General features: G+C 66.0%; 18 protein-coding genes. 9 read left to right on the top strand and 9 right to left on the bottom strand.

Annotated elements, in window-relative coordinates; genetic code table 11:
* Nucleotides 1–48 precede the first annotated feature (48 nt).
* The gene (locus AC1Q5B_RS03730; protein ID WP_492630381.1) at nt 49–1,086 is read left to right on the top strand and encodes an NAD(P)H-dependent glycerol-3-phosphate dehydrogenase; all 1,038 of its coding nucleotides are present in this window, start codon (nt 49–51) and stop codon (nt 1,084–1,086) included.
* A gap of 154 nt (nt 1,087–1,240) precedes the next feature.
* Here the strand turns inward: AC1Q5B_RS03730 and AC1Q5B_RS03725 are convergent, their stop codons facing one another.
* Nucleotides 1,241–1,828, bottom strand: a complete 588-nt coding sequence (locus tag AC1Q5B_RS03725; RefSeq protein WP_492630380.1) for an OmpO family porin — start codon at nt 1,826–1,828, stop codon at nt 1,241–1,243.
* A 178-nt stretch (nt 1,829–2,006) separates the two neighbouring features.
* Between AC1Q5B_RS03725 and AC1Q5B_RS03720 the strand changes: the two genes are divergently transcribed.
* Nucleotides 2,007–2,519 (top strand): transposase, encoded by a 513-nt coding sequence (locus AC1Q5B_RS03720; protein ID WP_492630379.1) that lies wholly within the window; start codon nt 2,007–2,009, stop codon nt 2,517–2,519.
* Between the two features lie 229 nt (nt 2,520–2,748).
* Here AC1Q5B_RS03720 and AC1Q5B_RS03715 read toward each other — a convergent pair whose 3' ends face one another.
* The 5 genes from AC1Q5B_RS03715 to AC1Q5B_RS03695 are packed head-to-tail and all read right to left on the bottom strand — an operon-like array spanning nt 2,749 to nt 8,214.
* A complete protein-coding gene (locus AC1Q5B_RS03715; RefSeq protein WP_492630378.1) occupies nt 2,749–4,011 on the bottom strand; it encodes a dicarboxylate/amino acid:cation symporter in 1,263 nt (420 codons plus the stop codon).
* Nucleotides 4,008–4,799: a L,D-transpeptidase family protein gene (locus tag AC1Q5B_RS03710; RefSeq protein WP_492630377.1), complete on the bottom strand. Its 792-nt coding sequence runs from the start codon at nt 4,797–4,799 to the stop codon at nt 4,008–4,010. Before AC1Q5B_RS03710 ends, AC1Q5B_RS03715 begins: the two co-directional genes overlap by 4 nt.
* Nucleotides 4,799–5,656, bottom strand: a complete 858-nt coding sequence (locus tag AC1Q5B_RS03705; protein WP_492630376.1) for a MurR/RpiR family transcriptional regulator — start codon at nt 5,654–5,656, stop codon at nt 4,799–4,801. The genes AC1Q5B_RS03710 and AC1Q5B_RS03705 overlap by 1 nt, the downstream gene beginning before the upstream one ends.
* A gap of 54 nt (nt 5,657–5,710) precedes the next feature.
* Entirely contained in the window at nt 5,711–6,808 is a 1,098-nt protein-coding gene (locus AC1Q5B_RS03700) for a dipeptide epimerase (RefSeq protein ID WP_492630375.1), read from the bottom strand.
* Nucleotides 6,805–8,214: a C40 family peptidase gene (locus tag AC1Q5B_RS03695; protein ID WP_492630374.1), complete on the bottom strand. Its 1,410-nt coding sequence runs from the start codon at nt 8,212–8,214 to the stop codon at nt 6,805–6,807. The genes AC1Q5B_RS03700 and AC1Q5B_RS03695 overlap by 4 nt, the downstream gene beginning before the upstream one ends.
* Before the next feature lie 247 nt (nt 8,215–8,461).
* Here AC1Q5B_RS03695 and AC1Q5B_RS03690 point away from each other — a divergent pair, with 247 nt between their 5' ends.
* From AC1Q5B_RS03690 to AC1Q5B_RS03660, 7 genes are all read left to right on the top strand, one after another.
* On the top strand, nt 8,462–9,952 hold the full coding sequence (locus AC1Q5B_RS03690; protein ID WP_492630373.1) for a transglutaminase-like domain-containing protein: 1,491 nt from the start codon (nt 8,462–8,464) through the stop codon (nt 9,950–9,952).
* Nucleotides 9,953–10,001: 49 nt separating this feature from the next.
* Nucleotides 10,002–12,989, top strand: coding sequence for a TonB-dependent receptor (locus AC1Q5B_RS03685; RefSeq protein ID WP_492630372.1), 2,988 nt, complete (start codon nt 10,002–10,004; stop codon nt 12,987–12,989).
* Nucleotides 12,990–13,128: 139 nt separating this feature from the next.
* On the top strand, nt 13,129–13,890 hold the full coding sequence (locus tag AC1Q5B_RS03680; protein ID WP_492630371.1) for an N-acetylmuramoyl-L-alanine amidase: 762 nt from the start codon (nt 13,129–13,131) through the stop codon (nt 13,888–13,890).
* A gap of 323 nt (nt 13,891–14,213) precedes the next feature.
* Nucleotides 14,214–17,105 (top strand): TonB-dependent receptor plug domain-containing protein, encoded by a 2,892-nt coding sequence (locus tag AC1Q5B_RS03675; protein WP_492630370.1) that lies wholly within the window; start codon nt 14,214–14,216, stop codon nt 17,103–17,105.
* 109 nt (nt 17,106–17,214) lie between these two features.
* Nucleotides 17,215–18,759 (top strand): serine hydrolase, encoded by a 1,545-nt coding sequence (locus tag AC1Q5B_RS03670; RefSeq protein WP_492630369.1) that lies wholly within the window; start codon nt 17,215–17,217, stop codon nt 18,757–18,759.
* A gap of 1 nt (nt 18,760) precedes the next feature.
* Nucleotides 18,761–19,468, top strand: a complete 708-nt coding sequence (locus tag AC1Q5B_RS03665; RefSeq protein ID WP_492630368.1) for a M15 family metallopeptidase — start codon at nt 18,761–18,763, stop codon at nt 19,466–19,468.
* Nucleotides 19,465–20,730 (top strand): NAD(P)/FAD-dependent oxidoreductase, encoded by a 1,266-nt coding sequence (locus AC1Q5B_RS03660; protein WP_492630367.1) that lies wholly within the window; start codon nt 19,465–19,467, stop codon nt 20,728–20,730. Before AC1Q5B_RS03665 ends, AC1Q5B_RS03660 begins: the two co-directional genes overlap by 4 nt.
* Before the next feature lie 178 nt (nt 20,731–20,908).
* Here AC1Q5B_RS03660 and trmL read toward each other — a convergent pair whose 3' ends face one another.
* The 3 genes from trmL to AC1Q5B_RS03645 form a co-directional block, all read right to left on the bottom strand.
* Nucleotides 20,909–21,388, bottom strand: a complete 480-nt coding sequence (gene trmL, locus AC1Q5B_RS03655; protein WP_492630366.1) for a tRNA (uridine(34)/cytosine(34)/5-carboxymethylaminomethyluridine(34)-2'-O)-methyltransferase TrmL — start codon at nt 21,386–21,388, stop codon at nt 20,909–20,911.
* 110 nt (nt 21,389–21,498) lie between these two features.
* Nucleotides 21,499–21,879, bottom strand: a complete 381-nt coding sequence (locus AC1Q5B_RS03650) for a hypothetical protein (protein ID WP_492630365.1) — start codon at nt 21,877–21,879, stop codon at nt 21,499–21,501.
* Between the two features lie 398 nt (nt 21,880–22,277).
* A complete protein-coding gene (locus AC1Q5B_RS03645; protein ID WP_492630364.1) occupies nt 22,278–22,982 on the bottom strand; it encodes an SDR family oxidoreductase in 705 nt (234 codons plus the stop codon).
* Between the last annotated feature and the right edge of the window lie 122 nt (nt 22,983–23,104).

The raw sequence follows: 23,104 nt of genomic DNA, 5'->3' as shown, positions 1-23,104 counted from the left end.
CGCCGCATGGTCCCGTCAGGGCGGCGCTGCCGCACACAGGGGTGACGGATGTCTGACCCGAAATCCGCCGATGCGCTGAAGATCGCGGTGCTGGGCGCCGGATCGTGGGGTACCGCCCTGGCCGCGCTGATGGCGCGGCACGGGCACCAGGTGACGTTGTGGGGGCGCGACCCGGTGGTCGCGGCCGCCATCGACGGCCAGCACGAGAACACCCGCTACCTGCCCGGCATCGCGCTGCCGGACACCCTGCGCGCCACCACCGACCTGGCCGCGTCGCTCGTCGATGCGGACCAGGTGCTGGTGGTCGTGCCGTCGCACGCCTTCACCGAAACCCTCCGTACGCTGGCGCCGCTGCGTCCGGCCAACGCGGGCGTGGCCTGGGCGACGAAAGGATTCGAAACCGGGTCCGGCCGCTTCCTGCACGAGGTCGCCGAGGAAGTCCTCGGTCCCGATGTGCCGATCGCCGTTGTCACCGGCCCTTCGTTCGCGAAGGAAGTCGCGCTGGGCCTGCCGACGGCCGTCACCGTGCACGGCGCCGATGCCGACTTCGCGCAGGCAGTGGCCGACGTCATGCACGGCCCGGCGTTCCGCGCCTACACCGGCGACGACATGGTCGGTGCCGAGCTCGGTGGTGCGATGAAGAACGTGCTCGCCGTGGCGACCGGCGTGTCCGATGGCATGCAGCTGGGTCTGAATGCGCGCGCGGGCCTGATCACGCGCGGACTCAACGAGATGCTGCGCCTGTCCGCCGCCATTGGCGCCAAGCCGGAAACCCTGATGGGTCTGGCGGGTCTGGGCGACCTGGTGCTGACCTGTACCGGCGATCTGTCGCGCAATCGCCGCCTGGGCTTGGCGCTCGGTCGCGGCCAATCGCTGCAGGACGCGGTGCGTGAAATCGGCCAGGTGGTCGAGTCGGTCCAGACGGCGGACGAAGTCATGCGCCAGGCGGACCGCCATGGCATCGACCTGCCCATCTCCAGTGCGGTGCGCGCCGTGCTGCATGGTGACCTGACCCCGCGCGACGGCCTGCAGCAGCTGCTCTCGCGCGAACAGAAGCCGGAGTATCCGGAGACGCTGTTCAAGTAGGCGTCGTCGCCGCGTGACCGACAAGCCCGGCAATGCCGGGCTTTTTCTTGCGGCCGCGCTCCGCAAGCACAAAGAAAAGCCCGGCCTTGGGGCCGGGCTTTGGGGTGCGACGCGGGGAGAGAGGGGACGCGTCGCGGGAAACGCTGTTAGCGGGTTACCAGCTGAAACGCGGGCCCACGAACCACTGGGTATCGCCGTCGATCAGCTTGACGTCGGCCGACGCGCTCCAGTTCGGGGTGAACTTCACCTGCGCGCCCAGGCGACCGTAGAACTCGCCGTCGTAGTCGCTGCCGCCGTCTTCGTAGCCGGCCAGGGCATAGCCGTTGAGGCGGTTGGTCAGCGCACTGTTCACGCCAACCTCGACGCTGTAGCCGTCCGCGCTGAAGCTCGGCAAGCGCACGCCCGAGGGAGTACGGAAGCTGTCGGTGCGTGCCTTCTCATAGGCGACGCGGGTCAGCAGGTCGACGCGCTGCGAGAGTTCGTGGTTGTAACCCAGGCCGACGCGCCACTGGTCGAAGTCGACGTTGACGTCATCGACTTCCTGCGAGCTGTAGTCGGCGAAGACATGGAAATTCGGATGCAGCGCCACCGAACCCTTCAGTGCCCAGCCATCGGCATCGGGGCCATCGATGTTCGTCGCGGTGTAACCGCCTTCCACGTAGTTGTAGGAAACGCCTTCCGCGGCCGAAGCGACGAACGGAGCGGCAGCCAGCAGAGTCAGGGCAAGCAAGGACTTCTTCATGGGACGTCTTTCTCTCTTGTTGTTGTGTGTCCGCCACTCCAAGCGGCGGTGAACGAAGTATCCGCTTCACCTCACAACACCTCCTGAATATAAAACTGACCAGTACATAAATTAAGCGCGGGCACGGGGAACTTCCGCACTTGCATGCCTTTGTCGCCGGCTGGGTACGGATGTCCGCTTGTCGGACGACAACGCGAATGAAGGGTCAGGCGGAAGGATTTCGCAGCGCGTGGATACGCGCAGGTTTTTTCGGAGCGTCAGGAGGATCGCGATGATGGAAGAACAAGGGGAGCAAGGACTCGACAGCGAGGACACGGGCACGGTCCCCGAGGCCAACGCACTGCAACTGGATGAAGCGCGCTGGGATGCGGTCGTGGCGACACTGCCACCGCTGGTGCGCGCACGGGCGGTGAACGGCGTGCGGACTAGGGCATTTCTGGAAGCGGTGCTGTGGATTGCGGTCACCCGACAGCCTTGGGGGCGACTGCCGCGCGCCTGGGGACCCTGGCATAGCGTCTACGTCCGATTCACTCGCTGGGCACAGGACGGCATCTGGGACGACGTGATCGCATCGCTGCATTCGCATGCCGATATCGCGGAGCCGCTCAAGCAACTCGTCAGCGACTACCTGCTGTCCCGCCACCCGGCATCGGTCGCGCGCCGCGCCGGTCCCCGGTTCTCTGCCTTCTGATCGCGATCGGTACCACGCCCTGCTCAGGGACGGCGCCCCATCCACCGGTACCACGGCTTTCATCGATTACGGGGTCGACAACCTGCTCATCGTCCATGGCGAAGACGAGCAGGCCAACGCGTCGTCTCCATTGGATCTGTGCGGTCGCCGTACGGACTCGATCCGGCCGGTGAAGCGGGTGAAATACTCGCAGTGGAACGTCAGCAGGATCGATCGATCGGGCGGGTCGTCAAACGGCTTCCTCGTCGCTGTCCTGCGCATCCGGCGACTGTCGCGCCACGATGCTGGTGGCGGTCAGGTCGCCGGTGACATTGCCCGTGGTGGCGAAGACATCGGGGATGGTATCCACGGCGAGCAACAGGCCCAGCGGCTCGATCGGAAGACCCATCGACTGCGTCACCGGCATCACCGTGGCCATGAAGCTGACCTGGCCTGGCAGGCCGATGGAGCCCAGGCTGATCACCACGGCCAGCGCCGCACCGGCCGCCAGCGTTACCGCATTCACGTCGATGCCGTAGGCCCACGCCACGAAACAGGCGGCGACGATGTACTGGATCGGGCTGGTGATGCGGAACAGCGTGACGGCCATCGGCAATACCAGCGCGGCGACCGCGCGCGGATGGCCCAGGCGGAAACGCGCGCTTTCCACCATGGCAGGTAGCGATGCCAGCGAGGATTGCGTGCTGGCGGCCACGACCTGCGCGGGCAGGATGGCTTTGGCGAACGCAAGCGGCGACTGACGGGCGAATACCGCGACCAGCAGATAGCAGATCAGCGTCGCACCGAGATACATGCCGCACTGCAGGGCGATGTAGCCCGCCAGCGCACCGATCACGCCGATCCCCGCCTGCGCGCAGACCGCGAGCACCAGGGCGAATACGCCGATCGGCGCGGCCAGCAGCATCCAGCGGACGATCACGATCATGGTGTCGGCGATGCCGTGGCAGAAGCCGATGACCTGAGCGCGACGATCGGCCTGCACGCGCGTAAGCGCGAAGCCGAAGAACAGCGCGAACACGACCACCGGCAGCATCGCGCCCTGTGCGGCGGCCATGATGGCGTTGCTGGGCACGATGGAGCCGATCCAGTCGGCGAGTGCGGGCGCGCCCGCTGCACCGGCGGGTGGCAGCGTGCCGTGCAGCGTCGCCGTCAATGCTTCGCTGGGCGGCACCATCGACAGCACCAGCGGCGCGACGATGGCAGCGTAGGCAGCGAACAGCGACAGCAGCGAGATGAACACCACCATCGCGCGCCGTGCGACGCGGCCGGAGGCGGCAGCATCGCTGGCGGTCGCCACCCCCAGGATCACCAGCGAAAGCACCAGGGGAACCACGGTCATCTGCAGGCCGCTGAGCCACAGCTTGCCGATCGGCTGCGCGATGGCCACCGCCGTGGCGGCGCTGCTCGGCGACCAGTGCGCCAGCGACAGACCGACGATCGCGCCGGCGGCAAGCCCGAGGAGGACACGCGCGGTGGCGCCCGGCCACCTCATCGCGTCGCCTCCGGCAACTGCCAGTCACGCGCGAGGCGATCGTATTCGGTGCGGGGCAACAGCACGAAGACCGGTCGTGCATCCGGGCGCAGCCAGGCCAGTACGCTGTCCATCGTCTCGGACGCCATCGCCGTGCACCCGGCCGTCGGTTCGCCGGGCGTGCGCCACAGGTGCGCGAAGATGCAGCTGCCGGCTCGCGGCGTGGCCGTCGGGTTGTGTCCGATCACCAGGCCTTCGCGATAGCGGACATCGCCCTGGTTGTGCAGATCCAGCCGCATCGGTTCGGTCGAACCCTTCGCGGCGTCCTCGCCTTCGGTGCGGGTGTCGATGATGCGGTTGTACAGCGGCGAATCCGGGACATCGATGCAATAGCTGGTCGCCTGCATGGCGCGGTAGGGCATGGCGGTATCCGCGTTGGCCGCATAGCCGAATGCCTCGCCCAGGGTGAACACACCCGCCGGCGCGCGGCCGTCGCCTTCCTGCTTCTGGGGTCCCTGCGCTTGCGCGGGGTGCAGGCCAAGGCCCCATGCCGCGCCATTCCGCCCGACAGAAACCGGTGCGGCCGTCGCCACCGCCTGCCAGCGTCCGTCGTGCATGTCGAAGCGCTGCAGCGTGCCGGTCGTGGCGTCCCAGCCGTCGGTCACTACCAGCACGAGCTGACGTGCATCGCGCCACGCCTGTGGGGCCGGTACCGGTTCCTCGGCTGCGGATGCGTGGACGCCGCCGGCAAGCAGGACGGCGGTCAGCACAAGTGAGCGGGAGAGGCGTGGCAACGACGGTAGGGACATCACGACTCCAGCAGATGATGGATGCGTTCGAGATTGATGGCGAGCTGGCGATTGCGGTCCGGATTCGTCTGGCACAGCAGCACGAAGACGAAATCCAGCAACGACTGCAGCGACGAGCGGTACAGCAGCTGCTCCACGTGGGGCGCCGGGTCGTGCGCCGAGATCACCAGTGCCGCGTCCGCATGCGCGCGCAGCGGGTTGGCCGTGTGGCGGGTGATCGAGATGACCCTGCCTTCGCAGGCCTGGAACTGGCGGCTGACCTGCGACAGCTCGGGCAGCTTGCCGAACTCGGAGAACATCAGCAGTACATCGCCCGGGCGCGCCGCCGACAGATTGGCCATCATCAGGATGGGATCGGCATGGTGAACCGTCAGGAGGCCCAGCAGCGACAGCCGCATGGCGAACTCGCGCGCGAACAGGCCGTCGTCGCCCAGGCCGCAGACGAATACCTTGCCGGCATGGTCGATCAGTTCGACGATCGGCTCGATCTGCGCACGCGGATTGAGGCTGCGGGTCTCCTCTTCGGCCGCGAGCTTGCTGCGGCGCAGGCTCTCCTGCAGCTGCGCATAAGCGTCCCCGGCGTCGTCCTTCGCCGCGTCCTGCGGTTGCGTCTGGCCGTTGCCGTTGCGGGCGACCGCCTCGCCGATCGTGTACTTGAGGTCCGGATAGCCCTTGAAGCCGAATTTCTGCGCGAACTTGACCACGCTCGACTGGCTGATCCCCAGCGCGCTGGCCAGCTGCTGCGAGGAGTAGTCGCGCAGCAGGTGCGCGTTGTCGAGGATGAAGTCGGCCACGCGGCGCTCGATGGCCGACATCTGGTCACGTTCTGAGCGGATCTTCACCAAGGGTGTTGTCATGGCATGAGTGTGATGGCGGTGGACGGAGCTGACAACGGGCCATCGCTGCCGGGTTCAACCCGGCAGCATCTCCAGCCCGCGGATCTCGCGGATGCCCAGGCCCGGCGCCTCGGTAATGGTGATTTCCGACTCGTTGAAGATCACCCCGCCCTCGACCGGATTGAACTGGCCCAGCGACGGGCCGTCCAGGTCCACCTTGGTGATCACGTTCGCCTTGGCGGCGGCCACGTGCACGGCCGCCGCCACGCTGATGCTGGTCTCGATCATGCAGCCGATCATGCATTCCACGCCGTACAGCGAGGCGATGTCGGCGATGCGGATGGCATTGGAGATGCCGCCTGTCTTCATCAGCTTGATGTTGATGATGTCGGCGGCGCGCATCTTGATCAGGTCGATGACCTCGGTCGGGCCGAACACGCTCTCGTCCGCCATCACCGGGGTGTGCACGCGGTCGGTGACGTACTTCAGGCCATCCAGGTCGCGCGCCCGCACCGGCTGCTCCAGCAATTCGAGCACGACGCCGGCGTCCTCCAGGTGCTGCATCGCGAACACTGCCTGCTTGGCGGTCCAGCCCTGGTTGGCGTCCAGCCGCAGCAGCGCGCGGCCCTCGACCGCGGAATAGATGGCTTTCACCCGTTCGATGTCCAGGCCGATGTCCTTGCCGACCTTGATCTTCAGCGACTCGAAGCCGCGTTCCACGGCGCTGATCGAGTCGGCCACCATCTTGTCGATGTAGTCCACGCTGATGGTGATGTCGGTGGTGATGACCGGGTCGCCACCGCCGAGCATCTTGTACAGCGGCGCGTCGTACAGTTGCGCCCACAGGTCGTAGACCGCGATCTCGACTGCCGCCTTGGCGCTGGTGTTGCGCTCGAGTGCGGTCTGGATGAGGTCGGTGATGCGGTTGAGGTTGGCGATGTCCTGGCCGATCAGGCGCGGCTTGATAAACTTGCCGATGGCCTCGACGATCGAGCCGTGCGTGTCGCCGGTGATCACGGCCGTCGCCGGCGCCTCGCCGTAACCGACGTGGCCGGTATCGGTCTTCACGATCACCACGATGTCTTCCACCGTGTCGACGGTGCGCAGCGCGGTCTTGAACGGTGTCTTCAGCGGCACGCGCAGCATGCCGAAGGTGATGTCGGTGATCTTCATGGAGCCCCTTGGGGACGGACGCGCTGGACGGCGGTGATGCGGTCGACGGTGGATTGCTCGCTGTTGAACAGCAAGGGTTCCAGCGGGGTGACGGCCACCGAGTTGAGGGGGGTGCGCACGACGTCGCCGTCGACGCCGCGGTAGGTGATGCCGGTGGTGTCGTGGATGGTGTAGGTGGTGCCGTTGTCGTGGCCGATCACCATCATCACATGGCCCGGGATGTAGACCAGATCGCCGACCTGCAGCGTGTGCAATACGGCCAGGCGCTTCTCGTGGCTGTCGCCGGCGTCGAATCCGATGCGCTCCAGCGCCGGGCTGACCGCCTGCGCGCTGGTGTTGCGCGGCAGGACGATGCCCATGCTGCGGTATACCTCGGACACGAAGCCGCTGCAGTCGCGACTGTCGTAGCTATGGCCCCAGCCGTAGCGTTCGCCGAGGAACTTGAAGCTCTGGCGCAGCAGATTGGCCGGGCTGTACGGCAGGTAGTCCGGCGCTACGTCGGCGGTCCGCGGCAGCAGGGCGGGCAGCAGGGCGAGCGTGCCATCGGCATGGCGCACCGGCAGCTGGATGACATGCGATGTATAGGGGTGCTGTCCGTTCACCGGCTTGTCGGCCGGCCAGTCGGCCAGAACCGGGACCCGCACGCCCATGTCCAGCTGCAGTGCGGACAGGCCGGGCTCTTCCGGGTTGTAGACGGTGTGCGCCGTGGCGCCGGTCACCACCAGCGTGGACTCGCCCGCGCCATAACCGAACACGGTGTCGCGCGGTCCCTCGCCGACGAACCGTTTTTCGATCCACGCCGCATACAGCGGGCTTACCACGAAGTACCAGTCGCCGTCGGCGCTGGTGTGCGCGATCACCACGGGCGTCCCAGGGAACAGCGCGCTTTCCTGGAAGCGGTCGATGTCGGTGTCGCCTTGGCTGCTGAAGACGCGCTGGCGGGTCGGGAACGTGCGCAGGTCGGCGCGGTGGACGACCAGGCCGTAGCGCGCGGGCGCGGTCGCGGCAACCGCATCGACGGCAGTGTTGGCGGCGATCGCCGCGAGCCGGGGCTTCGTGACTTCCCGGCCCTGATCGTCGTAGAGCGTGCGGGTCGGAGGGGCGGACAGCGGGTCCAGCCAGCCGCGGACCTGCGCCCGGGTCAGCTCCCGCGGCAGGTCCTGCAGCACATGGACATGCGGGTCGCTCTGCCACATGCGGTCGTTCTGCGCCGCCACGCCAGCGGCATCGAGCAGGGTGCGGTCCGGATGGGTGAGCCGGCGGATCCAGTGATCTGCCTGGAGGTGCCGGTCCTGCACGCCGATGACGGCGTGGGCGGGAACGGGCAACGGCTCGCGGGCTAGGGCGGCCGGGCCTGCGGCCAGCAGGCAGAGCAGGGCCAAGGCTTTCAGGCGTCCCGTCGGCACGGACCGGCCGGGCGCACCCGGACGGTCCGGGGACCGGCAAGGCATCGATGCGTTCATCCACTCCCCTCCATCAGACCCATCCATCCCGACACCATGACGCCATGCCCGGGACGTTTTCTACAAGAATATTTATTTCTTCCGACATAAAAATCAAGAATAAATTATTGACCCCTGTGTTCATGCCGTGTTACACAGCCGGCCAGTCGGCGTGGGGATGTGCGACGTGGATGCCAGCAGGAGCCAGCACATGGAGACAGTACGCGGCAGGCGCGCCGGGCGCCGGCTCGCCGCATGGCTGTCCCTGTGCGGGTGGCCGATGGTACTCCCGGCACACGCCGTGGCCGAGGCGGCGGATCCGCTCGCGGCCATCGTTGCGGATATCGACCAGGGCCGGTTCCAGCGCGCCGAAGACGCCATCGCACAGGTGCTGGCGGGCCGGAATGCGGATACCGCCGGCCGTGAGGCGATGCTGTTCCAGCGCGAGCGCATGCGCCGGATCCGCCTCGACTTCGGCCTCGATGCCGCCGGCGTGCGCGAGCGTATCCGTGCGCAAGTGCCCGATCTGAGCGAAGACGAATTCAGGCGCTGGGACAGCGCCGGCCTGATCGAACGCCTCGACATCGACGGCGAACCCCGTTACTTCAACCGGTCGGCCTCCAACCTGTTCCGCCTCAGCCCGGAAGCCGCAGCGCGCCGTGCACCGCCGGTGCGGCCGTTCGTGCAGGGTCCATACGAATCGCTGCACCGTCATCATCGCGACGTGGTGCAGGTCGCCAAGGCGACCGGCACGACCAGCGTACTTCCGCGCCGCGTGCGCATCACCCACACCCTCCGCGTGAAGCCCGATGCGGTGCCGGCGGGCGAGACCGTGCGGGCGTGGCTGCCGTATCCGCGCGCCATCGCCGGCCAGCAGGAAGCCATCGCACTGGTGGCCAGCCAGCCCGAACGTCCGCAGGTCGCGCCGGAGCGCGCGCTGCAGCGCACCGCCTATCTCGAGCAACCGGCCGTGGCCGGCACGCCGACGACGTTTTCGGTGACATACGAAGTCACCGTGCATGCGCGCCGGGTGGCGATCGATCCCGACCGCGTGGTGCCCGCCCCGGCGACGCCCGAGCTCGCGCCCTATCTCGCCGAGCGCGCACCGCATGTCGTGTTCGGCGATGACCTGCGCCGCTTCAGCGAGCAGGTGGTGGGCGGCGAGACGAATCCCTATCGCGTCGCGCAGAAGTTGTTCGCCGCCGTGGACCGCATTCCCTGGGCCGGCGCGCGCGAGTACTCCACGATCGGCAACATCAGCGACCACGCCTTCCGCGCGGGCCATGCCGACTGCGGCCAGCAGACGCTGCTGCTGATCACGCTGCTGCGCATGAACGGCATCCCGGCACGCTGGCAGTCGGGCTGGGCCTTTTCGGAAGACGTGGAAGGCCACGACACCATGCACGACTGGGGCGCGCTGTATCTGGCGCCCTACGGCTGGGTGCCGATGGACGTGACCACCGGGCAGTTGGACTCTGACGATCCGGCGCTGCGCTGGTTCTACCTCGGCGGGCTGGACGCCTACCGCGTCGCGTTCAACGACGACTACTCGCGCGACTTCGTCCCCGCCAAGCAGCACGTGCGCTCCGAGACCGTGGACCTGCAGCGCGGCGAAGTCGAATGGAAGGGCGGGAATCTCTATTTCGACCAATGGGACTACCGGTTCGACTGGACCGTGCTGCCGCGGGACGGACGCGGCTGACGCCACCACCACACGATTCAACCAACATCTTTAGCAGGAGAGAGCGGGGATGAAAGGCAGGGTTCTGAAGAAGGCGGCACTGGGCATCGCGCTGGGCGCGTGCATCGCCACGATGGCGCCGCTGGCGATGGCGCAGAGCGCGACCGGCGCCGTTGCGGGCCGCGCCAGCGCAGGCGACCAGATCACGATCACCAATACCGCGACCGGCGCCAGCCGCACCGTCACGGTCGAAGGCAACGGCAGCTATCGGCTGACGCAGTTGCCGATCGGCGACTACCAGTTGCAGGTCAAGCGCGCAGGCGAGGACGTTGGGCAGTCCGTCCCGGTCAATGTTGCGCTAGGCGGAACGACCACCGTCAACCTCGGCAGTGACGGCGTCGTGGTGAACTTGAACGCCGTGCAGGTGAAGGGTTCGCGCGTAGTCAATCGCGTAGACGTTCGCTCCACGGAATCCGCGACCAACATCAATCGCGAAGAATTGGCAAAGCTGCCCGTCGATCAGAGTCTCAGCGCCGTCGCCCTGTTGGCGCCCGGTGTGGTGAACTCCGGCGCTACGTTTGGTGGGCTTTCCTTCGGCGGCTCGTCGGTCGCAGAGAACGCCGTCTACATCAACGGACTCAACGTCACCGATCCCTATCGTCGCCAAGGGTTTTCCACTGTTCCGTTCGGGTTTTACCAGGAATTCCAGGTCAAGACCGGCGGTTACTCTGCGGAGTTCGGCCGAAGTACAGGTGGTGTCATCAATGCGGTGACACGGTCTGGCAGCAATGACTTTCACGCGGGTGCGGAAGTCACACTGGAGCCTTCCGCTTGGGAGTCGTCGAAGGAAGACCACTTCCATCGCGATGGAACACTGGACGAGCGCAATCGCACCAGTCGCGACAAGAGTTCTTTCTACAAGGCGAACGTGTGGGCATCCGGCGCAATCGTGCAGGACAAGCTGTTCTTCTTCGCCATGTACGAGAAACGCGACAGCAACCCGCAGGATTTCGATACCAACGACGCTTTCCTAACGAAGAGCGACAACGATTTCTGGGGTGCCAAGCTGGACTGGCGCATCAACGACGATCATTTGCTGGAGCTTCTGGCGTTCTCCGACAAGAGCGAGTCGACGACAGACATCTACAAGTACACTTGGGCAACCGGTTCGAAGGACCGATTGAAGGGCGACAGCGTGTCCGGTTCGGGAGGAGACAACTGGTCGCTGACATACACGGGTCACTTCACCGACAATTTCACAGCCAAGGCGATGTACGGCATCAACAAGCGCAGTGCCGCCAACAGCAGCAATCAGGATCCTGACTGCAGTATCGTCACCCGATCTGGCAGCTACACGACCCGGTTCGGAGCGGAAACTACCCCTGAGGGCTGCCATCCCACCGAAACCAGCATCGGTCGGCGCGACGATAAGCGCGAAGCTGCACGTTTGGACTTCGAATGGTCGCTCGGCGATCACCTGCTGCGCTTCGGCCTTGATCAGGAGATCATGGACTCAAATAGCGCTGTGCGTTATCCGAATGATGGCGTCAGCTATCAGGTGCAGGCCGCCAATGGGGGAGCTTCACTAAACGGCACCATCATCCCGGTCGGTACCACTGCGATCGTTGATGCCAGACGCTATATCACAGGTACGCCGGTCACTACCGAGGCGCAAGCGGTCTACATCGAAGATAACTGGAGCGTGACGCCCAACCTGCTGCTTAGCCTCGGTTTGCGTGCCGACAAATTCCACAATAAATACGCTTCCGGCGTAACTTTTGCCAAGGCAGACTTCTCCGACATGATCGCGCCGCGTGTCGGCTTCAGTTGGGACGTGAGGGGCGACGGCTCCACCAAGCTCTTCGGCAATGCGGGTCGCTACTACCTGCCGTTGACCAACAAGCTAGCGGATTACTTCGCTGGTAGTACCGATGAGCATACGTACTACGTACTCGACGGCTGGCGCCAACTGGAGCATCCGGTGGCGGGCATCTACCTGCTTCCCAACTTGGGGCAGCAGATCGGGCCAGTGAACACGTCGAACAATGTCCCCGCCCCCGAGGACTTCCGGACGGCGGTCGCTAAAGACCTAAAGATGGTCTTCCAGGATGAGTTCATCCTCGGCTTTCAGCAGGCTATCAGTCCTGCGTGGTCGTATGGCGTGAACGCGACGTATCGACGCATGACGCGCGCGGTGGAGGATGCGCGCATCAATCATGTCGAAGGGTGTCCGTGGTACTCCGGTGACTGGCCAATCATCAATCCGGGCGAGACCACGACGTTGTGGTGCCCCACGACGAATGACTGGGTGACCTTCGACTCGTCGAGGGACGGTTATATCGCCTCCGGCAGTGGTGCGATCATGGGTTACAAGAAGCCCAAGCGCACCTACAAGGCCGTCGAGTTCCAGCTCGATCGCGCTTGGGACGACAAGTGGGCCTTCAATGCCAGCTACCTCTGGTCCAAGTCCGAGGGCAACATCGAAGGGCCGGTGAATTCGGATACTGGTTATGCCGATACCAATCTGGTCCAGTACTACGATCATCCGGCCGTCAACGAGCGGTACGGTGTGCTGTTCAACGATTCGCGGCACCAGGTCAAGCTCCGGGGCAGTTACAAGTTCAACGAGCAATGGTCGTTAGGCAGCACGTTTTCTGCGCGCTCGGGTGGGCCGATCACCGCCTATGGCGTGGTATGGCCTAACGACAACCGTGCAGCCGGTGGGCCTGGCGAATTCAGCGGTGGCGGCTCTGGTTGGTTGTGCGTAGCCAACTGTTCCAATTGGGCAACGCGCCAGTTGGTCTATTCCGAGCGTGGCGCCTTCGGCCGCATGCCATGGGTCTATGACCTTGGTGCGAATGTCACCTGGACGCTGCCCGTTGAGGGGACCGATCTGAAGGCGCGCCTGTCGGTCTACAACCTGCTCAACCGGCAAACGGTCATCAACGTCCATTCCCGCTATGAAAGTACGCCGGGAACGCCGATGCCGCACTTCGGACAAGGCACTGTATGGCAGTCCCCGCGCTATGCCCAACTCGTCGTCACCTGGAACTTCTGATCGCGCAGCGCATGCGATCGATGCACTGTTTCTCCGGTGGCCTGCTGTTCGCGGCAGGCCTTTCTTTGCTCCTGTTCCCCGCGTCACACGCCAGTGGTCGTGTTATTCCTATGCGCGGCTGCTCATCGAGGTATCCATCATGACCAAGCACGTTCCTACCGCCTGCCGATCCGCGATCCTCGCCGCGATGGTGCTGTTGCTCGGCGCATGCGCGCACTCCGGTCCGCGCAATCCGCTCGCCACCTGGGTGCCGTCGGAAAACTTCGATGAGCGCCGGCCGGTGGTGATCGTGCTGCATTACACGGAGCAGAATTCGGTAGAGCAATCGTTGGACACGCTGCGCAGCCGCAACAGCGGCGGACGCGTCAGCTCGCACTACCTGCTGGGCAAGGACGGGAAGGTCTACCAGCTGGTCAGCGATTCCCGCCGCGCCTGGCATGCCGGCGCTGGTCGCTGGGGCGCGATCACCGACGTCAACAACGCGTCGATCGGCATCGAGATCGACAACGATGGCAAAAGCCCCTTCCCGGAGGTGCAGATCGACAGCCTGATCGTGCTGCTGCGCGACCTGACACAGCGCCTGCGCATTCCGCCGACGCAAGTCATCGGCCACTCGGATCTGGCGCCGTCCCGCAAGATCGACCCGGGCCCGCTGTTCCCGTGGAAGCGGCTGGCGGAGGCGGGCTTCGGCGTCTGGCCGATCGCCGGTGCCGGCGACCCGCCGCCGGGATTCGATCCGTGGCTGGCCCTGCAGGCGATCGGCTATTCCGTCGACAACCGCGCCGACACGGTGCGCGCGTTCCACCACCGTTTCCGCGGCATGGAGGGCACCGAACTGGATGCGGAAGACCTGCGCATCCTGCACGCATTGACCGCGCCTGCCGCAACGACGCCGCAATGAACAGGAATATTCAAGTCAGTTTTTTTGCAATGCAAGAATAATTTATTGACTGCGGTCAAGCTGCGTGCTAAACCGCCATCACAGGGGTTTTGCCGGCAGGGGTGCCGGTGTGGTTCGTTTCAAACGCAATCTGTGGTGCGCACCCGGGATGGGATGCGCGGCGAGGCGCGAATGGGGAGCCATCCGGGCCGGGGATCGACGAACGACCGCGACGCGGCCTGCACGGGCCGCCGGTGTCGGCCCCCGTACCGCGCGTCGAGCGTATCGCAGCCCATCACATTGGTCGCGCGCACCGCGCGTACAGACATTCAGAGGAGATCCGCATGCCCGCTCGACGTCCTTCGCTTCGGCCCACTCACCTTGCCACCGCCATCCTGCTGGGTCTGGCCGTTCCGGGCGTCGTGTTCGCGCAGGAGGCAGCCGCACCTTCCGGTAGCGCCCGCACCCTCGACACGGTCACCGTGACCGGCTCGCGCATCAAGCGCACCGACGTGGAAGCGGCGCTGCCCGTCACCATCATCCAGAAGGCGGAGATCGAGGCGCAGGGCATCACCTCGGCGGAACAGCTGCTGCAGTTCCTCAATGTCGCCAGCAACGCGTCCGACAGCCTGGCGTCCAACGCCGGTATCGCGCCGGCCGACCTGCGCGGCAACAACGGCGTGTCGGGCGCCAACCTGCGCGGCCAGGGCGCCGACGCCACGCTGGTGCTGCTCAACGGCCGCCGCGTCGCCACCCATGGCCTGCGCGGCCAGGCGGTCGACCTGAACTCGATCCCGTTCGCCGCCATCGACCGCGTCGAAGTCCTGCGCGACGGCGCGTCCGCGGTCTACGGGACCGATGCCATCGGCGGCGTGATCAACTTCATCACCCGCAGCGACTACCAGGGCATCACGGTCAATGCCGGCTTCGACATCACGCAGGAGGGTGGCGGCAACATCTACACCTACAGCGTGCTCGGTGGTGCGGGCGACATCGACAACGACGGCTGGAACGTCTGGGGCACGATGAACTACCGCGAGAACGAGATCCTGCTCGGCAGCGATCGCGACTACTCGAACACCTTCCAGCTCAACCGCGGCCTGTCGCCCGATACGCGCGGCACGCCGTTCGCCACGGTGTCCAACATCGCCGGCGGTATCATCAACGGCACGCTGGCCGATCCGGCCGGCGGTGGCGGCCAGGCGCTGATCAACATCCTGAACCTGCCCGGCGCCGCAGGATGCGAAGCGGGCGGCGACATGATGGGGCCGTACGCCTACCGTCTGTGGGGCGTCGCGAACTCCAAGTACGCCTGCGCCTGGGACTACCCGGCGGCGCAGGTCATGCAGCAGCCTCAGGAGAGCCTGCAGGCGCTGGGTCGCGCCACGTTCAAGATCGGCGAGAACCATCGCTTCTACGCCGAGGCGATGGCGTCGCGTTCGGAATCCAACCGCCAGTTCGAGGCGCAGCAGATCACTTCAAGTGCCTCGACGGCCCTCACGGCACTGGGTCCGGATACCTGGTTCCCATATCAGCCCGGCAATGCGCAGTCGCTGGCGACCTACAACATGGTCTACAACGCGCTGGCGTCGTATTTCGGCACGGCCAACATGGTCTATGGCCGTCCGATTCCGTACCGTTGGCGTTGTGAGGTTTGTGGTCCACGCCAGATCGAGACTACCACCAAGGCCTACCGTTTCCTGGTCGGCATGGAAGGCACGCTCGGCAGCTGGGATTACGACGTCGGTCTGTCCCGCGCGTCCAGCGAGGCCGAATCCGTTCTGGGCAGCGGTTACTACTTCACGCCAGGCTTCCGGGCGGCGCTGGGCAGCGGCTATCTCAATCCATTTCTGATGCCCGGCCAGCAGCATAATCCGACCGGCTTAGCGATGCTGCAGGCGGCCTCGGCCGCCGGCGTGCGCCTGTATGGCGGTGAGTCCACGGTGACCACGCTGGATGCCGCATTCTCCGGCGGCCTGGGCTTCAACCTGTGGGGCGGCGAAGTGATGGCGGCCGTCGGCGTCGACCTGCGCCGCGAAGAGTTCGAATTCGGCTCGACCAAGGACGGCATCGTCCTCGACAACAGCTACATCTTCGGTGCGCCGTTCGATGCCACCAACAACCTGCCCAAGGTGTCGCGTGACGTGAAGGCGGTCTACGCCGAAGCCTTCCTGCCGATCGTGGACAGCCTGGAAGTGAGCCTGGCGGTGCGTCGCGACGACTACGACGGCTTCGGCAGCACGATCAATCCGAAGTTCTCGTTCAAGTGGCAGCCGATCGACTCGCTGGCCTTCCGTGGCGCGATCAGCGACGGCTTCAAGGTGCCCGAGTTCACCAAGCTCTTCAGCGGCGTGACGTCCAGCCCGTACACCGGCTTCGACCTGGCCGACCCGGCCAGCTGTCCCGGCGGCGTCGTCAATCCCGCTGTGCCCGGCTGTACGGCGATCCAGCCCGACATCCTCACCGGCGGCAAGGCAGACCTGAAGCCGGAAACGTCCGACCAGAAGAGCTTCGGTGTGGTGTTCGCGCCCAACGAGCACTTCAACGTCAGCCTCGACTGGTGGGAGATCGAGCGTACCAACACCATCCGCACGCCCAACCAGGCCACCCTGGTCGCGAACTACGACCTGTTCGCCGCCAACTGGATCCGCGACAGCAGCGGCCAGGTGGTCGCCATCGATCGCCGCTTCATCAATTCCGGCGGTACCTTGATCAGCGGCGTGGAACTGGATGCCAACCTGATCGGCGACCTGGCCGGCGGTACCTTCCGCGTGAACCTCAACGGCAGCTACATCGACAGCTTCCAGGAGAAGCCGCTGGAGAGCCGCCCGTACGGCCCCAACCTGGTCGGGAAGTACGTGCGCTACTACAACCTGCCGCTGAAGTGGAAGCACACGCTCAGCTTCGCCTGGGCGAAGGGCGACTGGTCGCACACGCTGACGCAGATCTACCGCGACGGCTACAAGGACGAGCTGCCGGTGAGCGTGGTCAACGGCAGCTACATCCCGGAGGACTGGAATCCGGATGTGGACGACTACATCACCTACAACTACAGCCTGGGCTGGACGGGTCTGGAGAACGCCAAGTTCACCTTCATCGTGCGCAACCTCCTCAACGAAGATCCTCCGTTCACCGCGCACCAGAACGACTTCGCGTCCGGCGCTGCCTGGGAGCCGCGCGTCGCCGATCCGCGCGGCCGCTCGTTCGCGCTGATGGTCGAGTACAAGTTCGACTGACCGATCCGTCATCGGACCATCGATGACCCGGGCCGTCGCCGCGCTGCGGCGGCGGCCCGCCTTCATGCGGGGCGCTCCGTTCGCGATCCCGCGGATACTGAGCCCCGCCATGAAACGTCTCCTCGCCTGTCTCGCCCTGCTGGCGCCCGTCGCGCATGCCGCGACCGGCGACGACGCCATCGATGCGGCCGTGGAGCAGACGTTCGAACGCTACCGGTTGCCCGGACTCGCGGTCGGCGTCATCCGCGATGGCGAGGTGGCCTACGCGCGCACGCTCGGCGAGCTGCAGGCCGGCGGCGGCGAAAAAATCGACAACGACACGCTGTTCAAGATCGCCTCCAACAGCAAGGCGATGACGGCTGGCGTGCTGGCGCGGCTGGTCGATGCCGGCAAGCTGAAATGGGACGACCCGGTCATCAGGTACCTGCCGCAGTTCCGCATGCACGACCCGTGGGTCACGCAGCAGATGCAGGTCCGCGACCTGCTGATCCACAACAGTGGCCTGGGGCTGGGGGCGGGCGACCTGATGCTGTGGCCGGAGCCCAACAGGTTCACCCGCGACGACATCATCGCCGGGTTGCAGCATCTCAAGCCGACGCACAGCTTCCGCTCGGCCTACGCCTACGACAACCTGCTTTATGTCGTCGCGGGCGAGGTTGCCGCTGCGGCCGGCGGCGCTTCGTACGAAGCGCTGGTGAAGCGCGAGCTGTTCCAGCCGCTCGGCATGCACCGTTGCCAGGTCGGCGAATGGAAGCGTGCCGAGGTCGGCAACGTGGCGCAGCCCCACATGCGCACACCGCAGGGCAACCGCGTCATCCGTGAAGATGGCGATGTCGTTCCCAACGTCACCTCGATGGCGGCCGGCGGCATCCGCTGCAGCCTCGACGACATGCTGGCGTGGATGCGCATGTGGCTGTCGCCGGATGCCGAGCCCGCGTGGCTGTCGGCCGCGCAGCGCAAGGCCGTGTGGGCGGCGCATATGCCGATGCCGGTCAGCGCGCGCATGCGCGCCTGGGACAACAGCCACTTCTCCGCGTATGGCTACGGCTGGCGCCTGTCGGACGTGGACGGCGCATGGAAGGTCGCGCATACCGGCACGCTGGCGGGCATGTATTCATCGGTCATCCTGCTGCCCGACCAGCGCACGGGCATCGTCATCCTGATCAATGGCGAAGGCGAGGCCGCGCGCACGGTGCTGGGGCAGGTGCTGACCAAGCAGTTCACCGCACCGCAGTCCTCACCTACCGTCGCGCACTACGCCGGGTTGCTGGAGCAGGAGCGCGCCGGCGAGCGGGTGGCGAAACCCAAGCCGGACACGCGCGGTCGCACGACGGCGAGCGTGGGCTCGCTCGCCGCATGGACCGGTCATTACCGCGATCCCTGGTTCGGCGAGATTGTGCTGTGCCCGGCAGGCGATCGCGTGCGTTTCGTCGCGGAGCGTTCGCCGATGCTGACCGGCACGATCATGCGCGTGGGGGATCGCTGGCTGGTGGACTGGGACGACGACAGCGTGGATGCGGAGCCTTGGCTGCACTTCGCGCCGTCGGAAGCCGACGGCGACGCGCGACTTACACTGTCGCATGTCGATCCGGATGCGGATTTCAGCTACGACTATGCCGATCTCGATTTCCAGCGCACGCAGGCGTGCCACTGACATGCGCAGTGCCGGATTACTGCTGGCGTGCGTGCTTCCCTGGCTTGGCGCCTGTGCTTCGACGCCAGGCGTGCAGGTATCGCCTGCGCAGGAGGCGGCGGAGGTGGACCTGGTCGATGCCGCCGGCGTCGTATCCGGTCTGCGGACGGAGATCCGCTACGCCAGCGGCAACAACTTCGTCGGCACGCCGGTCACCGGCTACGGAGCATCGAAGTGCCTGCTGCTGGCGCCAGTCGCGCAGGCGCTGGCACGCGTGCAGCAGGACGTCGAGCGGGAAGGCCTGTCGCTGAAAGTGTTCGATTGCTATCGCCCGGTGCGCGCCGTGCAGCATTTCGTCCGTTGGGCGCATGATCCCACCGACCAGCGGACCAAGGCGGCGTATTATCCGAATCTGGAAAAAGCGAGCCTGCTCGACGGCTACATCGCCGAAACGTCCGGGCACAGTCGCGGCGCCACGCTCGACCTGACCCTGGTCCGCTGCGAAAGCGATACCTGCACGGAACTCGACATGGGCACGCCGTTCGACTTCTTCGATCCGCGCGCCAACACCGCCGACCCGTCCATCACCGACGAACAAGGCCGCAACCGTGAACGGTTGGTGCAGGCGATGGCGCGGCACGGCTTCCAGAACTACGCGATGGAGTGGTGGCACTTCACCTTCCGTCCCGAACCCACCCCACGAACCGCCTACGACGTCCCGATCCAATGAGTGCTTCCCCCTCCCCCACATCACCGCGGACCGCCGATGTCGCGGTGATCGGCAGCGGCATCGTCGGCCTGTCGACCGCCCACCATCTGATGGACCGCGGGCTGTCCTGCCTGCTGATCGACGCCAAGGGACCGGCGGGCGAGACCTCGTTCGGCAATGCCGGTTCCATTTCGGTCGGCAACGTCATGCCGCAGTCCACGCCCGGCATCGTCACCAAGGCGCTGCGCATGCTAGCCAACCCGCTCGCGCCGCTGAAGCTGGACTGGGCGGTCAGTCCGTCCTACGCACGCTGGCTGCTGGAGTTCCTGGTCCAGGGACGGCTGCAGCATGTAGTGCCGATCATCGATGCGTTGAACGCCATCAACACCGCGTCCCGTAACGCGTGGCTGGAGCTGGGCGAGCGGATCGGCGCGGGCGAGCTGATCGGACATACCGGCTACCTGCACGTCTACAGCGAGGACGCGACGTTCGCGAAGGGCGAGTGGGAACGCGGGCTGATGCGCGAACGCGGCGTCGCCTTCGATGTACTCGACGCGGCCCAGCTGCGTGATCTCGAGCCGGGTATCGGCGCGGGATTCCAGCGCGCGGTGTTCCAGCGCGAATCGCTGGCGATGCGCGATCCTGGCGAGTTCTGCCGCCGCCTGTTCGACGCTCTCCGCGAGCGCGGCGCGACTTCGCTGACCGCCAGCGCGTCGGCCGTCGTGCGGCAGGGCGACGGTTACCGGATCGACACCGACCACGGTCCCGTGCAGGCGGGCCGTGTGGTCGTGGCCGCAGGCGCATGGAGCAATGCGCTGCTGCGTCCATTCGGCCTGAAGATTCCGGTGATTCCCGCACGCGGCTACCACCTGATGTATCCGCAGGCGCCGGCGGTGGTGCAGCGCCCGACGCTGTGGGCCGAGCGCTACATGGTGGTGTCGCCGATGCAGGCGGGCATCCGCATGACCAGCATCAAGGAGCTGACCGCGCTCGGGCGCGATCCGCACTTTGCGCTGATCCATCGCCTCGATCCGGAGGCGCGCAAGCTGTTTCCCGGCATCAGCGGCGAACCGGTGTCCGAATGGGCAGGCAACCGTCCATGCACGCCGGACTCGCTGCCGATCATCGATCGCGTGCCGGGCGAGGGAATCTTCGTCGCGACCGGCCACGGCCACCTGGGTCTGACCCAGGGGCCGGTGACCGGCCGCCTGCTCGACCAGATGATGGCGGGCGACCCGACGGAGATTCCGCTGGCGCCTTACGGACTGGCACGCTTCGAGTAGGCCGGCGTTGCAGGAGCGACGTAAGTTGCGACCGCGACCCGCGAGGGATACAGGTCTTAGCTTGGGGGTAGAGGCTGCAACGGCCTTTTGCCGATGCGTCTTGCGTTGATGTCGGGCGTATCGGCCGTCAACGCGTGCGGTCGCGACTCACGTCGCTCCTACAAGAAAGCCCGATAGGTCACGCACCGCCAACGAATCCTGCCTGTCGCCACGCCTCGAACACCACCACGGCGACCGTGTTGGACAGGTTGAGGCTGCGGTTGTCCGGGCGCATCGGCAGGCGCAGGCGCTGGTCTTCCGGCAGGCCTTCGAGCACGTCCTGCGGCAGGCCGCGTGTCTCGGGCCCGAACAGGAACGCATCGCCAGGCTGGTAGGCGGGCCGATCGTGGCGGACGGTGCCGCGCGTGCTCAGTGCGAACAGGCGCGTGGGCCGGATACGCTGCAGGGCCGCATCGAGCGAGGCGTGGACCTGCAGCGTGGCGTACTCGTGGTAGTCCAGGCCGGCGCGCTTGAGCTGCTTGTCTTCCAATGCGAACCCGAGCGGTTCGATCAGGTGCAGCCGCGCGCCGGTGTTCGCGCAGAGGCGGATGGCGTTGCCGGTATTCGGGGGAATTTCCGGCTGGTACAGCAGGACGTCGATGTCCAGGGTGTCGGTCATGGCGCGCATTCTACGCGGCGCTGCATGGCCTCACGGGCGGGTGTGTCGGTGAAGCGCCGGTCGCAGCCGGCTTGCGTGATGACGCAGGTGAAGCGTGTCTTGCCTGCGTATCAGCGCGAAGCCAGCTGACCGGCCAGCACGCCCGCCTGCACCGCGATCTGCTGCATGTCCTCGGCCGACGGACGCACGGTGACCACCGGCATGTCGACCACGCGGACCGCCTGCTGGGCGACGAACTGGGCCAGGTCTTCGGCGGCCGGCGTGACGGTGATGGTGGCCAGGTCGACGATCTTGGCGTCCTTGTAGGTGTTGTAGTGGGCCAGGTCGGCGGCATCCGGGGTAACCGTCACGGTCGGCAGGTCGACGATGCGGGCGCTCGGGGCGACGGCGTTGTGGTTGTTGTCGGCGTGGGTGGCGGAGACGACCATGGCACCGGCGCACAGGGCGAACACGGCAGCGGCGGTCAGGGGGAGGAGGTTCTTGGCGTTCATTGTCATGCCTCTGTAGTGATGTTGTTGGGTGGTGTGGTAGTAAAGTAGTACACCTAATCAGAACGGTCAAGCGAAACCTTTCGTTTCGGCAATTTTGTTCAGGCTTCAGTCAGGTTTGATCGGTGCTGCGCGTTCTTGTTGTAGGTGACGCAGAAACCGTGCCAAACGCAAGTCATTGATCCATGGGTATTTCTTTGTGCTTCCTGCGTGTCCGCTGTCCGAGGCGACTGTCCGCCAGGGTGTCCGTCCTGCTTCATCAAGACGGACGGCGCTGTTCGGTGTGACTGCGAACACGCCGCTTCGCCCTACGTCCGGTCACTCCGGTGCGTAAGGGTTTGGATGCCGTTCAACTGGAAAGCGTTGCGTTGTCGCCCGAGAGGCGCAGCCAACGTTCAGTTTCACCAGGGCAGCGGATCGCCCTGCCAGTCGAGGAAGCGGCCGCTGTCTTCCGGCTGCAGATGATCGATCACCTGCAGCAGGCCGGTGGCGGATTCCGCCACGGAAAGCGCCGCGTTATCGCCACCCATATCGGTGCGCACCCAGCCCGGGTGCAGCGCGACCACCTTGATGCCGCGGGGTGCCAGGGCCTGCGAAAGCAGGGACGTCGCCATGTTCTGCGCGGCCTTGCCGATGGCGTAGCTGGGCGTGCGGAACTCCTGGCGCAGCGCGATCGAACCGATCTCGGACGAGATGTTCGCCACGACCGCGCCGTCGGCGAGCCGTGGCGCCACCGCCTGCGTCAGCAGGAACGGGCCGGCGGCATGGGTGTGGAAGCTGGCATCGAGATCCGCCGCAGCGACCTGGCCGAAGCGCTCGCCACCGCGGAGTACGCCGGCATTGTTGATGAGCAGGTGCAGCGGCTCTTCGTCGGTGACCAGGGGCAGCTCGCGCAGCAGCGCATCCCGACTGCGGGCATCGGCCACGTCCAGCGGCAGCACATGCAGGCGGCCGGGGTGTTCGCCGGCCAGCCGGTTCAATGCCGTCGCCTTGCCGGGATGGCGGCAGGTCGCCACCACGTGCCGTTGGCGGGCCAGCAGCCGGGAGGTCAGTTCCAGGCCCAGGCCGCGGTTGGCCCCGGTCACCAGGCAGTGTTTGCGGTCCATGTCACCTCCACGGCGGGTCGACGGGCGATGCACCAACGCCGCCTAGGCCATTGGTCATGGCTTGTGGCCTAGTGTAATGACCGCGTGCGGCGGCTAGCATCGGCGGCTCAAGTTGGTCCATT

The organism is Pseudoxanthomonas sp. GW835-FHT14C01 (genome assembly GCF_058793715.1).
Note: the sequence above shows the minus strand (reverse complement) of the source record. Positions and strands in the feature narration are given on the sequence as shown.